Below are 12,288 nucleotides of genomic sequence, written 5' to 3' on the forward strand. Positions count from 1 at the left end.
GGAGGGTTCCGATGGATTTCGCACTGAGCGAGGAACAACAGGCCATCTTCGACATGGCCTTTGCCTTCGGGCAGGAGCAGATCGCGCCCCATGCCCGTGACTGGGAGGCCGCGGGCACGATTCCGAAGGACCTCTGGCCGAAGGTCGCCGAGCTTGGCCTCGGCGGCATCTACGTCGCCGAGGACTACGGCGGCTCGGGGCTCGGCCGGCTCGACGCGACCCTGGTCTTCGAGGCGCTGGCGATGGCCTGCCCGGCCGTCGGCGCGTTCCTGTCGATCCACAACATGTGCGGCGGCATGATCGACAAGTTCGGCTCGGACGAGACCAAGGCGACATGGCTGCCCGAGCTGACCTCGATGCGCAAGGTCTTCGCCTATTGCCTGACCGAGCCCGGATCGGGCTCGGACGCGGCGGCCCTCAGGACCCGCGCCGAGCGCTCCAACGATGGCTGGAAGCTCAACGGCACCAAGGCTTTCATCTCGGGCGGCTCCTATTCCGACGTCTATGTCGTGATGTGCCGCACCGGCGAGGACGGGCCGAAGGGCATCTCGACCGTGATCGTCGAGGACGGCACGCCGGGCCTGTCCTTCGGCGCTCTGGAACAGAAGATGGGCTGGAAGGCACAACCGACCGCGCAGGTGCAGTTCGACGACTGCGTGATCCCGGCCGATAACCTCCTCGGCGAGGTGGGCAAGGGCTTTTCCTACGCGATGGCGGGGCTGGACGGCGGGCGGCTCAACATCGCGGCCTCCGCCCTCGGCGGCGCGCAGGCGGCGATGGACGCGACCGTCGCCTATATGGGCGAGCGCAAGGCCTTCGGGCGCACGCTCGACCAGTTCCAGGCGCTGCAGTTCCGGCTCGCCGAACTGGAGGTCAAGCTGCAGTCGGCACGGACCTTCCTGCGCCAGGCGGCGTGGAAGCTCGACAACAAGACCCCGGACGCCTCGAAGTTCTGCGCGATGGCGAAGCTGCTCGTGACCGACAACGCCTTCGAGGTCGCCAACCAGTGCCTGCAGCTTCACGGCGGCTACGGCTATCTCGCCGATTACGGCATCGAGAAGATCGTCCGCGATCTCCGCGTGCACCAGATCCTCGAGGGCACGAACGAGATCATGCGGCTGATCACCGCCCGCGCGCTTCTCGCGGAACGCGGCTGATGACCGAGATCCGGATCGGCAAGGAGGGCCGCGCCGGGCGGATCACGCTCGACCGGCCGAAGGCGCTCAATGCGCTGACCTACGGGATGTGCCTCGAGATCGACGCCGCACTGAAAGCGTGGGCCGGCGATCCGGACGTGGCGCTGGTGCTGATCGACGCGGAGGGCGAGCGCGCCTTCTGCGCCGGCGGCGACATCGCCGAGATGTACGCGACCGGCACCCGCGGCGACTGGTCCTACGGCCGCAAGTTCTGGTCCGACGAATACCGCATGAACGCGCGGATCGACGCATTCGCGAAACCGGTGGTGAGCTTCCTGCAGGGTTTCACGATGGGCGGCGGCGTCGGCGTCGGCTGCCACGGCAGCCACCGGATCGTCGGCGAGACGAGTCAGATCGCGATGCCAGAATGCGGGATCGGGCTGGTGCCCGATGTCGGCGGCTCCTACCTTTTGGCGCAGGCGCCGGGGCGCCTCGGCGAGTATCTCGGCACGACTGGCGCCCGGATGGGCCCGGCGGACGCGATCCTCGCCGGTTTCGCCGACCGCTTTGTGCCCGAAGCCGACTGGCCCGCGCTCAAGGCCGAGTTGATCGAGAGCGGCGCTGCGGGCCGGATCGACGCGCGAACCTCAACGCCGCCGGCGGGACGGTTCGCCGCGCTGCAAGCCGAGATCGACGCGCTCTTCGCGGGCGAGACGGCGGGCGACATCGCCCGCGCGCTAAAGGCCGCCGAAGGCGAGGTCGCAACCGAGGCGCGCAAGGCCTTTAGCCGCGCCGCGCCGCTGTCGGTCGCCTGCACGGTCGAGATCCTGCATCGCCTCCGCGCAGCGCCCTCGATGCGCGCCGCGCTGGAACTGGAATATCGCTTCACCTACCGTTCGATGGAGCACGCGGATTTCCTTGAAGGCATCCGCGCGGCGATCATCGACAAGGACCGCAACCCGCGCTGGCACCACGAGAGCACCGAAGCCGTGCCGCCGTCCGAGGTGGCGAAGATGCTGATGCCGCTCGGGGATGACGCCCTGACATTCGAGGAGGAACGGACATGAAGATCGGATTCATCGGGCTTGGCAACATGGGCGGGCCGATGGCAGCCAACCTGGTCAAGGCGGGGCATGACGTCACCGGCTTCGACGTGGCCGGCGTGACGGTCGAGGGCGCGCGCGCGGCGGGCACGGCGGCCGAGGCCGCCGCGGGTGCCGACGTCGTCATCACCATGCTGCCGAACGGCGCGATCCTGCGCGCGGTCGCGACCGAGGTGATCCCGGCGATGAAGAAGGGCGCCGTCTTCTGCGACTGCTCGACCGTCGACGTCGCGAGCGCCCGCGCGGTCGCTGCCGATGCCGAGAAGGCAGGACTTCTCGCCGTCGACGCGCCGGTCTCGGGCGGGGTCACGGGGGCGGCCGCGGGCACGCTTACCTTCATGGCCGGCGGCTCCGAAGCGGCCTTCGCAGTCGTGCAGCCGCTCTTCGACATCATGGGCCAGAAGGCGGTGCATTGCGGTGCCTCTGGCGCCGGTCAGGCGGCGAAGATCTGCAACAACATGATCCTCGGCGTCACCATGATCGCCACCTGCGAGGCCTTTGCGCTGGCCGACAAGCTCGGCCTCGACCGGCAGAAGATGTTCGACGTGGTCTCCACCTCCTCGGGTTACAGCTGGACGATGAACGCCTACTGCCCGGCGCCGGGCGTCGGGCCGAAATCGCCCGCCGACAACGCCTACAAGCCCGGCTTCGCGGCCGAGCTGATGCTGAAGGACCTGCGCCTCAGCCAGCAGGCCGCCGAGGCCGCCGATGCCGACACGCCGATGGGCGAGCTGGCCGCGCGGCTCTACGAGACCTTCGTGGAAAGCGAGGACGGCAAGGGCATGGATTTCTCGGCGATGCTGCCGCGGTTCGAAAAACGCCATCGCGGCTGATTTCCGCCGATGCTACAGAGCGGGGGAACACTTCGCCCGCGCCAGCGATTAGGTTTCACTGGCCAAGGAGATACCGCATGACCCGCAGAACCGTCCGACTCGTCCTTTCCGCGCTCGCGCTCGCCGCGCTGAGCGCGGCCCCCGTCCATGCCGGCGGCAAGAACTGCCCGCCGGGGCTCGCCAAGAAGGCCGTGCCGTGCGTGCCGCCCGGGCAAGCGAAGAAGGGCGTGCGCTACCCCGATCGCGGCGACTATGTGACCCACTACCACTATCACCGGATCCGCTACCCGGATCGCTACGAGCTGCCGCCGCTCCGGCCCGGCGAACGGTATTACATCGTCGACAACCGCATCTACCGCGTGGACGAGGCGACATACGAGATCCTCGACTTCATCCGCGCGACCTCGGCGCTGCTCGACTGACGATGCCTCCCCGTCCCCCGAGCGAGCCGGCTCGGCCATGACCGTCTGGACCTCGGAGGCAACGGGGCTGGGCGCGCTGGACGCCGCCGCGCGCCGCCAGATCGAGACGCTTGTTCCGGTCGAACTTGCGCGCGGCACGCCGGTCTTCCATCCGGGCGACACGGTGAAGGGCTTCGTCGTCGTGCTCAAGGGCCGGATCGAGGTGTTCCTAACCGGCCCCTCGGGGCGCGACATCCTGCTCTACGCCGTCGAGCCCGGCGGCTCCTGCGTGCAGACGACGCTCGGCCTTCTCGGCGGCGACGATTACTCGGGCGAGGCCGTCGCCGCGACCGACTGTCGGCTGGTCCTGATCCCGCGCGGCCTGTTTCTGACCCTGATGGACAGCTCCGCCACCTTCCGCGCCTATGTCTTCTCGGCCTTTGCCGCGCGGATGCAGGGCATGATGCATGTCCTCGAACGTGTCGCCTTCCAGCGCGTCGAAAGCCGGCTCGCCCAGGCGCTGCTCGACCGCGCCACGGACGGCGTGGTCCATGCGACCCATCAGGAACTCGCCACCGCCATCGGATCGGCCCGCGAGGTCGTCTCGCGGCGCCTCGACGCGCTCCAGCGGTCGGGCTGGGTCGCGACCGAACGCGGCGCCGTGCGCCTCACGGATGCCCCCGCCCTGCGGCGCCTCGCCGCAGCGGCGGAGTAGCGTGACGAGGTCACAGACCCGCCGTGCCGCCCCTGTCATCCTGCCCCCCGTAACGGCCGGGCACCCGCCCGGCACGGGAAACAGGAGACTGACCATGTTCAAGACCAATGTCGGCGGCGCGGACCGCGTGATCCGCATCCTTCTCGGGATCGTCCTTCTGGGGGCGTTCTTCGCGATGCCCGATCTCGGCTACCGCTGGGCCCTCGCCCTCGTCGGCGCGATCGCACTTCTCACCGGCGCCCTTTCGACCTGCCCGCTCTACACGCTGCTCGGCCTCTCGACCTGCCCGATGAAGAAGAGCTGATCAGCCGTCCCACTTCACCCGCATCCGGCGCGAGAACTCCGTGCCGTCCGCGAGTGCCGGGCCGAGCCGGCCGAGCGAGGCGCGTGCCGCGACCTCCTCGGCCGTGAGGTCGGGACGCAGTACCCCGATGTCGCGCAGATAACCCGGCAACCGCCCCGACAGTATGACGCGGGGATCGAACACCACGCGGTCGGAAAGCTGGGCCGCAAGATGGTAGGGAACCGTCGTGCAATTGCTCGTCAGCGTGTTGTACCAGCGCGGCGCCCGGTCGAGATCGTTGCCAAGCTCAAGGAAGGACAGGAACAGCCGCTCGCGCTGTCCGGCCTCCATCGTGATCGGATAGAGCGAGACCTGCTCGCCCCGCAGGTCGGTACGCAGCCGCACGATGTCCCGCTCGTCGGCCGCGATCAGCACCAGTTCGAACTTTCGGAAGAACCCGCCGAGGGAGGAGAACTCCTCGTCCCGCTCCTTGCGGATCTCGCTCGAAAAGACGACATGCTGGCCGTCGTCGAAGCCGAAGCTCACCAGCGTATGCGCGATGTCGGGGCTGTCCCAGACCGACAGGATGATGTCGACCGAGGTGATGGCGCCCGGATCCACGACCCGCCTCTCCCAGCGTTCGTCCGCCTCGGTCTCCGACGTCCAGCCGAAGTTCCGCACGTTGTTAAGCGTGACTTTGTCCGGCCCGATCTCGGCGGTGACGCCGTGGGCGACCTCGGGCTTCCAGTCGCGGTCGGCGCGCGGCACGAGCGTGCTCCACCAGAGGCCAGCCCCCACAAGAACCAGCCCCATCGCGATCCAGACCCGCCGCCAGTGGCGGCGCCAGAGAAGCACGAGGAGCCCTAGCAGAAGCGCCACGATCACCGCGAAGAAGACCTGCCACCACGGAGCGCCAAGCTGGAAATATCCCAGGAGCGCGGTCCAGCCGACGAGGCCGGCCGCCAGGACGACCTGAAGCGCGCGGCCCGCGATAACGGCGATCGGTACGATCATGCAACCCCTTCCCTCTGCGTCCGGGCCATTCCTGCGCAAAATCCACCTGCCTGCAAGACGCATCCTCCCTTTCGCGACGTCCGGGCTCCGATACAGGCGGGGTCCATGCTACGATGGCGCATTGTTGAAAGTGATTCCCGGAGGTTCCCTATGCGGAGATCCGTTCATTTCCTGACCCTCGCCGCCCTCACATCGATCGCGTCCACGGGCGCCGCCGCGGCGCAGACCTGTCTCAGCCAGACGGCCTCGGCGAAGTGCCTCGTCATCCCCGCCGAGCAGCGCTCGCAGCCGGAATACGCCGTCGGGGACGCGTTCCCGATCTACAATTACAGCATGCTGCTCGACATAGACCGCTACGGCCTGCCGCCCGTGGACGGGGCCTGGCGCTACTACAAGGCGGACTACGTCGTCTACCGCGTCGACGCGAACGACCACCAGGTGCTGGAGGTCATCCACAACTTCCGCCGGCGCTGATCGCTATTCGGCAGCGACCCGGCGCGGCTTCAGCATCGGCGCGAGGTAGCGGCCGGTATGGCTGCGCTCTTCGGCCGCCACTTCCTCGGGCGTGCCCGAGGCCACGATCCGCCCGCCGCCATCGCCGCCCTCGGGGCCGATATCGATGATCCAGTCGGCGGTCTTGATCACGTCGAGATTGTGCTCGATCACGACCACCGTGTTGCCCTGCTCCACGAGCTCGTGCAGCACTTCGAGAAGCTTCCGCACATCCTCGAAATGCAGCCCCGTTGTCGGCTCGTCGAGGATGTAGAGCGTGCGGCCCGTCGAGCGTTTCGACAGCTCTTTCGACAGCTTCACCCGCTGCGCCTCGCCGCCCGACAAGGTCGTCGCCTGCTGGCCGACCTTGATGTAGCCAAGCCCGACCTTGACCAGCGCATCCATCTTCTCGCGGATCGCCGGCACCGCCTGGAAGAAGCTCTGGGCATCCTCCACCGTCATCTCAAGAACGTCGGCGATACTCTTGCCCTTGAAGAGAATTTCCAGCGTCTCGCGGTTGTAGCGATGGCCCTTGCAGGTCTCGCAGGTGACATAGACGTCGGGCAGGAAGTGCATCTCGATCTTGATCACGCCGTCGCCCTGGCAGGCCTCGCAGCGCCCGCCCTTGACGTTGAACGAGAACCGCCCCGGCGCATAGCCGCGCGCCTTCGCTTCCGGCAGTCCGGCGAACCAGTCGCGGATCGGTGTGAAGGCCCCGGTATAGGTCGCGGGGTTCGAGCGCGGCGTGCGCCCGATCGGGCGCTGGTCGATGTCGATCACCTTGTCGAGATGCTCGAAGCCCTTGATCGTCTCGCAGGGCGCGGGCGTCTCGCGCGCGCCGTTGAGCCTGAGCGCGGCATTCTTGTAGAGGGTCTCCACCGTCAGCGTCGACTTGCCGCCACCGGAAACGCCGGTGACGCAGACGAACTTGCCCAGAGGAAACTCGGCCGTCATCTCCTTGAGATTATTGCCGGTCGCCTTGACCACGGTCAGCTTCTTGCCGTTGCCCTCGCGACGATGCTTCGGCACCGCGATCTCGCGGTTCCCGGACAGGTACTGCCCGGTCAGCGAGGCCGGATCGGCCGCGATCTCCTCCGGCGTGCCTCGCGCCACGACCTGGCCGCCGTGGACCCCGGCACCGGGGCCGATGTCGAAGACATAATCGGCCTCGCGGATCGCCTCCTCGTCATGCTCGACGACAAGGACCGTGTTGCCCTGATCGCGCAGGTTCTTCAGCGTCCCGATCAGCCGGTCGTTGTCGCGCTGATGGAGCCCGATCGACGGCTCGTCGAGAACATAAAGAACGCCCGTCAGGCCCGAGCCGATCTGGGAGGCCAGCCGGATCCGCTGGCTTTCCCCGCCCGAAAGGGTCCCGGCATTGCGCGAAAGCGTCAGGTATTCGAGCCCGACATTGTTCAGGAATCCAAGGCGCTCACGGATCTCCTTAAGGATCAGCTTCGCGATCTCGTTCCTCTGCTTGGTCAGTTTCGCGGGCACCGTGTCGATCCAGGCATAGGCCTCCTTGATCGACATCTGCACCACTTCGCCCACATGCAGGCCGGCGATCTTCACCGCCAGCGCCTCGGGTCTGAGGCGGTGGCCGCCACAGGCACCGCAGGGGCGGTTGTTCTGGTAGCGTTCAAATTCCTCGCGGACCCAGGCGCTGTCGGTCTCGCGGTAGCGTCGCTCCATGTTGGGGATCACGCCCTCGAAGGTGCGGCTGACCTCGTAGACACGGCCGCCCTCGTCGAAGCGGAACTTGATCTCCTCGTCGCCCGAGCCGCGGAGAAAGAGGTCCTGCACCTTCTCGGGCAGGTCCTTCCACGGCTTGCGCGCATCGAAGCCGAAATGCTTGGCAAGCGAGTCGATGGTCTGGATGAAATAGGGCGACTTGCCCTTGTTCCAGGGCGCGAGCGCGCCGTCTTTGAGCCTCAGCGTCACGTCCGGAACGACAAGCCGTTCGTCGAAAAAGAGCTCCACCCCGAGCCCGTCGCAGGACGGACAGGCGCCGAAGGGCGCGTTGAACGAGAAGAGCCTGGGCTCTATCTCGGGGATGGTGAAGCCGGAGACCGGGCAGGCGAAATTCTCTGAAAACGTGATGCGCTCCGGCTCGCCCTCTGCCGGCGCGGTTTCGAGGATCGCGATGCCGGAGGCAAGATTCAGCGCGGTGCGGAAGCTGTCGGCGAGCCGCGTCTCCAGCCCCTCGCGCACCACGATGCGGTCGACCACCACGTCGATGTCATGGCGATACTTCTTGTCGAGCGTCGGCGGCTCCTCCAGCTCGTAGAACTGGCCGTCGACCTTCACCCGCTGGAAACCCTGCTTGCGAAGCTCCAGGAACTCCTTCTTGTATTCGCCCTTCCGGTCGCGGACGATCGGCGCCATCAGGTAGCCGCGCGTCCCCTCGCCCATCGCCATCACCGCGTCGACCATGTCCTGCACCTGCTGCGCCTCGATCGGCTTGCCGGTGGCGGGGCTGTAGGGCGTGCCGACCCGCGCGAAGAGAAGACGCAGGTAGTCGTAGATCTCGGTCACCGTTCCGACAGTCGAGCGCGGGTTCTTCGAGGTCGTCTTCTGCTCGATGGAGATCGCCGGGCTGAGGCCTGAGATGTGATCGACGTCGGGCTTGCCCATCATGTCGAGGAATTGGCGGGCATAGGCCGAGAGGCTCTCGACATAGCGCCGCTGGCCCTCGGCATAGATCGTGTCGAAGGCCAGCGAGGACTTGCCCGAGCCCGACAGCCCGGTGATCACCGTCAACTGGTCGCGCGGAATATCCACGTCGATGGACTTCAGATTGTGCTCGCGCGCGCCGCGCACCTCGATGAATTTCTGCTCGGCCATGCTGCCCCCGGGGATCAGGCGTTAACAAATAGTGCATGTCGCGCGAGTCTCCAACCGGAAAGTGAGAACATAACAAGAACTGCGCCATTGCATGCTGACAGTATGGCTCAGGCGGAGTGCACGAAATGCGGCCACACCACATCAAATTCATCTTTTTGAATTTATTTTCCACCCAAGTCTTGATATGGAGGACCGACACGCCAGATCAGACGGCGAGATCACCTCAGCGAAAGGCCCCGCAATGCTGTCCTTCCTCCGCTCCCTCACCTCCGGCGCGCCCGGTCTTTCGCCGAAGGACGCCGTCGCCCGCGCCGCGGCGGGAGAGCTGACCGTGATCGACGTGCGCGAGGGTGCCGAGATCGCCGCTTCCGGAAAGGCGGCCGGTGCGCTTCACGTCCCGCTCGCGGTCCTGCGCATGAAATGCGATCTGTCGAGCCCCGAATGCCTGGCGGAACTTTCCTGCGAGCGTCCCGTGGCGCTCTACTGCGCCTCCGGCGCCCGCAGCCAGATGGCGGCGCAGATGCTCGCGCAGCTCGGCTACCGCGAGGTCTACAACCTTGGCGGCTTCGGTGACTGGCGCGCCGCGGGCGGCGCGGTCACCCGCTGAACCGTCACCCGCTCGGTGGTTCGCCGCCGCTGCGGATCGCCCGGCTGGCAATGCCCAGGGTTCCACGCCCCAGGGCCCGCTGCGCACGGTTGATCCCGGCGAGCGGCGAGTCGAGCGGGGAAATCCGCTCGGTCTCGACGATGATCGTCGTGCCGGACCAGACGGAGGGCGATCCCGGCAGGAACACCGTCGCATGATCGCCCTCACGCTCCACCTCGTAGGCCAGCTGACAATGATCATCGAACCGCACCAGAACGGCGCGTAGCAGCCCCTCGCGCTCCTCTGACTCCGCGAGACCGCTGACCTTGGCCTTGACCGCGACATAGCCCGGAATCGTGTCGGTGAGGATCGCATCCACCGCCGAAACGCGCGCCTTCACGATGCGATGGCGCACCGCAAGCCCGGACAGGAAGCAGAAGCCAAGGATCAGGACCGACGCCGCCGCGCTCACCAGGACCGGCCTCGCGGCGTGGGCTTCGGGCAATGCCGCTTCGATCGGCCCAGCCACCTTGAGGGCGACGAGCCATGCCTTTTCGAACGCGATCACCAGGAAGCCAATCGGCACGAGGGCCAGAATCCCGCCGACGATCGTCGTCTTGATCATGGTCTCCCCCAGTCCCGGGCACCGACCGCCCGTTCCGCTCCCGCGCCGCTCTGGCCCTGACAGCAGGGCCGACCGCCGGCGGGTCACATGCGCGACCCCGCCGGCCGTCGCACGCCGTCAGATATGCAGCGCCCGTCCGTAGGCGTCGAGCACCGCCTCGTGCATCATCTCCGAAAGCGTCGGATGCGGGAATACCGTCTCCATCAGCTCGCCTTCGGTCGTCTCGAGCGTGCGGCCGACGACGTAGCCCTGGATCAGCTCGGTCACTTCCGCGCCGATCATGTGGGCACCGAGAAGCTCGCCGGTCTTGGCGTCGAAGACGGTCTTGACCAGACCCTCCGCCTCGCCGAGCGCGATCGCCTTGCCGTTGCCGATGAAGGGGAAGCGGCCGACCTTGACCTCGTAACCGGCCTCCTTGGCCTTGGCTTCGGTGAGCCCGACGCTGGCGACCTGCGGATGGCAGTAGGTGCAGCCGGCGATGGTGTTCGGCTTGATCGGATGGGCCTTCTTGCCGGCGATCAGTTCGGCGACCATGACGCCTTCATGGCTGGCCTTGTGGGCGAGCCAGGGCGCGCCGGCGATGTCGCCGATCGCGTAAAGCCCCTCGACCCCGGTGCGGCAGTATTCATCCGTCACGACATGGGTGCGGTCGATCTTCACGCCGAGGCCTTCCAGCCCGAGGTTCTCGACGTTGCCGACGATGCCGACCGCCGAGATGACCGTGTCGAACTCCATCGTCTCGGTCTTGCCGCCGGCCTCGATATGCGCGGTCACCTTGCCCTTGGCGCGGTCGAGCTTCTTGACCGTGGATTTCTCCATGATCTTCATGCCCTGCTTGGTGAAGGCCTTCTTGGCGAAGGCCGAGATCTCGGCATCCTCGACCGGCAGCACGCGGTCGAGCACCTCGACCACCGTCGTGTCGGCGCCGAGCGTGTTGAAGAACGACGCGAATTCGATCCCGATCGCGCCCGAGCCGATCACCAGCAGCTTCTTCGGCATCCGCTTCGGCATCAGCGCGTGCTTGTAGGTCCAGACCAGATCGCCATCGGCCTCAAGCCCCGGAAGCTCGCGCGCCCGCGCGCCGGTGGCGACCACGATCGCCTTGGACGCCAGTTCCTCGGTCCCCTTGTCGGTCTTGACCGACACGGTGCCCGTCTTCGGCAGCGTCGCCTCGCCCATGAAGACGGTGATCTTGTTCTTCTTCATCAGGTGGCCGATGCCGCCCGAAAGCTGCTTGGCCACGCCACGCGAGCGTTGCACGACGGCATCGAGGTCATAGCCGATCCCGTCGGCCTTGAGCCCGAACTCCTTGGCGCGGTGCATCAGGTGAAAGACCTCGGCCGAACGCAAGAGCGCCTTCGTCGGGATGCAGCCCCAGTTGAGACAGATGCCGCCCAGATGCTCGCGCTCCACGATCGCGACGTTGAGCCCGAGCTGGGCACCCCGGATCGCGGCGACATAGCCGCCCGGACCCGCACCGATCACGATCATGTCGAAAGTCTTCGCAGCCATGTCCTACCTCCCTCGGAAAAAGTAGTTTGCCATTAAACTATTTTTTGATTCCGCGCAATGCGCCAACGGCAGTGACGCCATGCGCCGGGCGCATGGCTTCGCTCAGGCACCGGCGAGCTCGTTCAGGATCGCGCGGTAGCCGCCGTTTTCAAGGAATTCCACCTCTTCGGCGGTGCTCTGCCGACCGAGCGCGGCGTTGCGGTACGGGAAGCGGCCGAAGCGGCGGATGATCTCTCGATGAGTTCTGCCATGCAGCAGAAACTCGTCCCGCGTCTTGTCCAACCTGCTTTCGAACAGGGCGATGCACCGGTCCTGGTCGGCCAAGTCCTCGGAATGCTCGAACGGCATGTAGAAGAAGACCCGCTCGGGCTCCGGGATTTTCAGGTCGAACCCGCGATCGATGGCGGCGGCGGCGGCGGTGCGGGCCCGCGCGTCGGTCGCGAACGCCTCCGGCCTGCCCCGGAACATGTTGCGCGGAAACTGGTCGGTCAGGATCAGATAGGCCAGCGTGCCGCGCGGTCCGTTGCACCAGAATTCGCGCTGCCCGGCATTGGCCGCCTGCCACTCGGCGCCGAACCGCTTCCGTATCTCCTCGTCGACGTCATCTATGGCTTCGTACCAGCCGTCGACGCCGACCTCGTGCAGCCAGAACTCGACGACGGCTTCAGGTTCCGACATTCCCGTGCCCCCCCGCTTTTTTATGCTCCGGGCTTCAGATTTGCAGGATGTCGGCGGAAAAGCCAG

The 12,288-nt window shown here is 66.8% G+C and carries 13 protein-coding genes; 8 read left to right on the plus strand and 5 right to left on the minus strand.

Annotation, left to right across the window (positions count from 1 at the left end; translation table 11 throughout):
- Window positions 1–11 precede the first annotated feature (11 nt).
- The 6 genes from OEZ60_RS17020 to OEZ60_RS17045 all read left to right on the plus strand — a co-directional run bounded on the left by OEZ60_RS17020 (window position 12) and on the right by OEZ60_RS17045 (window position 4,492).
- Window positions 12–1,157 (plus strand): acyl-CoA dehydrogenase family protein, encoded by a 1,146-nt coding sequence (locus OEZ60_RS17020; RefSeq protein WP_263338791.1) that lies wholly within the window; start codon window positions 12–14, stop codon window positions 1,155–1,157.
- Window positions 1,157–2,203: an enoyl-CoA hydratase/isomerase family protein gene (locus OEZ60_RS17025; protein ID WP_263338793.1), complete on the plus strand. Its 1,047-nt coding sequence runs from the start codon at window positions 1,157–1,159 to the stop codon at window positions 2,201–2,203. Before OEZ60_RS17020 ends, OEZ60_RS17025 begins: the two co-directional genes overlap by 1 nt.
- Entirely contained in the window at window positions 2,200–3,072 is an 873-nt protein-coding gene (mmsB, locus tag OEZ60_RS17030; protein ID WP_263338795.1) for a 3-hydroxyisobutyrate dehydrogenase, read from the plus strand. Before OEZ60_RS17025 ends, mmsB begins: the two co-directional genes overlap by 4 nt.
- A 77-nt stretch (window positions 3,073–3,149) precedes the next feature.
- A complete protein-coding gene (locus OEZ60_RS17035) occupies window positions 3,150–3,494 on the plus strand; it encodes an excinuclease ABC subunit A (protein WP_263338797.1) in 345 nt (114 codons plus the stop codon).
- A gap of 37 nt (window positions 3,495–3,531) precedes the next feature.
- Window positions 3,532–4,188, plus strand: coding sequence for a Crp/Fnr family transcriptional regulator (locus OEZ60_RS17040; protein ID WP_263338799.1), 657 nt, complete (start codon window positions 3,532–3,534; stop codon window positions 4,186–4,188).
- A gap of 94 nt (window positions 4,189–4,282) precedes the next feature.
- A complete protein-coding gene (locus OEZ60_RS17045) occupies window positions 4,283–4,492 on the plus strand; it encodes a YgaP family membrane protein (RefSeq protein WP_263338801.1) in 210 nt (69 codons plus the stop codon).
- Here OEZ60_RS17045 and OEZ60_RS17050 read toward each other — a convergent pair whose 3' ends face one another.
- The gene (locus OEZ60_RS17050) at window positions 4,493–5,485 is read right to left on the minus strand and encodes an Lnb N-terminal periplasmic domain-containing protein (protein ID WP_263338804.1); all 993 of its coding nucleotides are present in this window, start codon (window positions 5,483–5,485) and stop codon (window positions 4,493–4,495) included.
- Window positions 5,486–5,635: 150 nt separating this feature from the next.
- Between OEZ60_RS17050 and OEZ60_RS17055 the strand changes: the two genes are divergently transcribed.
- Window positions 5,636–5,959, plus strand: a complete 324-nt coding sequence (locus tag OEZ60_RS17055; protein WP_263338805.1) for a hypothetical protein — start codon at window positions 5,636–5,638, stop codon at window positions 5,957–5,959.
- A 3-nt stretch (window positions 5,960–5,962) separates the two neighbouring features.
- Here the strand turns inward: OEZ60_RS17055 and uvrA are convergent, their stop codons facing one another.
- Window positions 5,963–8,821 (minus strand): excinuclease ABC subunit UvrA, encoded by a 2,859-nt coding sequence (uvrA, locus tag OEZ60_RS17060; protein WP_263338807.1) that lies wholly within the window; start codon window positions 8,819–8,821, stop codon window positions 5,963–5,965.
- Between the two features lie 241 nt (window positions 8,822–9,062).
- On the opposite strand from uvrA, the gene OEZ60_RS17065 reads away from it, so the two are divergent.
- Complete coding sequence (locus OEZ60_RS17065; RefSeq protein ID WP_263338809.1) at window positions 9,063–9,428, plus strand: rhodanese-like domain-containing protein; 366 nt, start codon at window positions 9,063–9,065, stop codon at window positions 9,426–9,428.
- A gap of 4 nt (window positions 9,429–9,432) precedes the next feature.
- On the opposite strand, the gene OEZ60_RS17070 is transcribed toward OEZ60_RS17065, so the two are convergent.
- The 3 genes from OEZ60_RS17070 to OEZ60_RS17080 all read right to left on the minus strand — a co-directional run bounded on the left by OEZ60_RS17070 (window position 9,433) and on the right by OEZ60_RS17080 (window position 12,222).
- The gene (locus OEZ60_RS17070; RefSeq protein WP_263338811.1) at window positions 9,433–10,032 is read right to left on the minus strand and encodes a DUF502 domain-containing protein; all 600 of its coding nucleotides are present in this window, start codon (window positions 10,030–10,032) and stop codon (window positions 9,433–9,435) included.
- 117 nt (window positions 10,033–10,149) lie between these two features.
- Entirely contained in the window at window positions 10,150–11,544 is a 1,395-nt protein-coding gene (gene lpdA / locus OEZ60_RS17075) for a dihydrolipoyl dehydrogenase (RefSeq protein ID WP_263338813.1), read from the minus strand.
- A gap of 102 nt (window positions 11,545–11,646) precedes the next feature.
- Complete coding sequence (locus OEZ60_RS17080; protein WP_263338816.1) at window positions 11,647–12,222, minus strand: DUF924 family protein; 576 nt, start codon at window positions 12,220–12,222, stop codon at window positions 11,647–11,649.
- Window positions 12,223–12,288: the final 66 nt, after the last annotated feature.

This window comes from Albidovulum salinarum (assembly GCF_025673475.1).
Lineage (GTDB): Bacteria > Pseudomonadota > Alphaproteobacteria > Rhodobacterales > Rhodobacteraceae > Albidovulum > Albidovulum salinarum.

Excerpts from the sequence above, each read along its gene's own strand:
- OEZ60_RS17020 (WP_263338791.1), top strand. The coding sequence starts at position 12 with ATGGATTTCGCACTGAGCGAGGAACAACAGGCCATCTTCGACATGGCC.
- OEZ60_RS17025 (WP_263338793.1), top strand. The coding sequence starts at position 1,157 with ATGACCGAGATCCGGATCGGCAAGGAGGGCCGCGCCGGGCGGATCACG.
- mmsB (WP_263338795.1), top strand. The coding sequence starts at position 2,200 with ATGAAGATCGGATTCATCGGGCTTGGCAACATGGGCGGGCCGATGGCA.
- OEZ60_RS17035 (WP_263338797.1), top strand. The coding sequence starts at position 3,150 with ATGACCCGCAGAACCGTCCGACTCGTCCTTTCCGCGCTCGCGCTCGCC.
- OEZ60_RS17040 (WP_263338799.1), top strand. The coding sequence starts at position 3,532 with ATGACCGTCTGGACCTCGGAGGCAACGGGGCTGGGCGCGCTGGACGCC.
- OEZ60_RS17045 (WP_263338801.1), top strand. The coding sequence starts at position 4,283 with ATGTTCAAGACCAATGTCGGCGGCGCGGACCGCGTGATCCGCATCCTT.
- OEZ60_RS17050 (WP_263338804.1), bottom strand. The coding sequence starts at position 5,485 with ATGATCGTACCGATCGCCGTTATCGCGGGCCGCGCGCTTCAGGTCGTC.
- OEZ60_RS17055 (WP_263338805.1), top strand. The coding sequence starts at position 5,636 with ATGCGGAGATCCGTTCATTTCCTGACCCTCGCCGCCCTCACATCGATC.
- uvrA (WP_263338807.1), bottom strand. The coding sequence starts at position 8,821 with ATGGCCGAGCAGAAATTCATCGAGGTGCGCGGCGCGCGCGAGCACAAT.
- OEZ60_RS17065 (WP_263338809.1), top strand. The coding sequence starts at position 9,063 with ATGCTGTCCTTCCTCCGCTCCCTCACCTCCGGCGCGCCCGGTCTTTCG.
- OEZ60_RS17070 (WP_263338811.1), bottom strand. The coding sequence starts at position 10,032 with ATGATCAAGACGACGATCGTCGGCGGGATTCTGGCCCTCGTGCCGATT.
- lpdA (WP_263338813.1), bottom strand. The coding sequence starts at position 11,544 with ATGGCTGCGAAGACTTTCGACATGATCGTGATCGGTGCGGGTCCGGGC.
- OEZ60_RS17080 (WP_263338816.1), bottom strand. The coding sequence starts at position 12,222 with ATGTCGGAACCTGAAGCCGTCGTCGAGTTCTGGCTGCACGAGGTCGGC.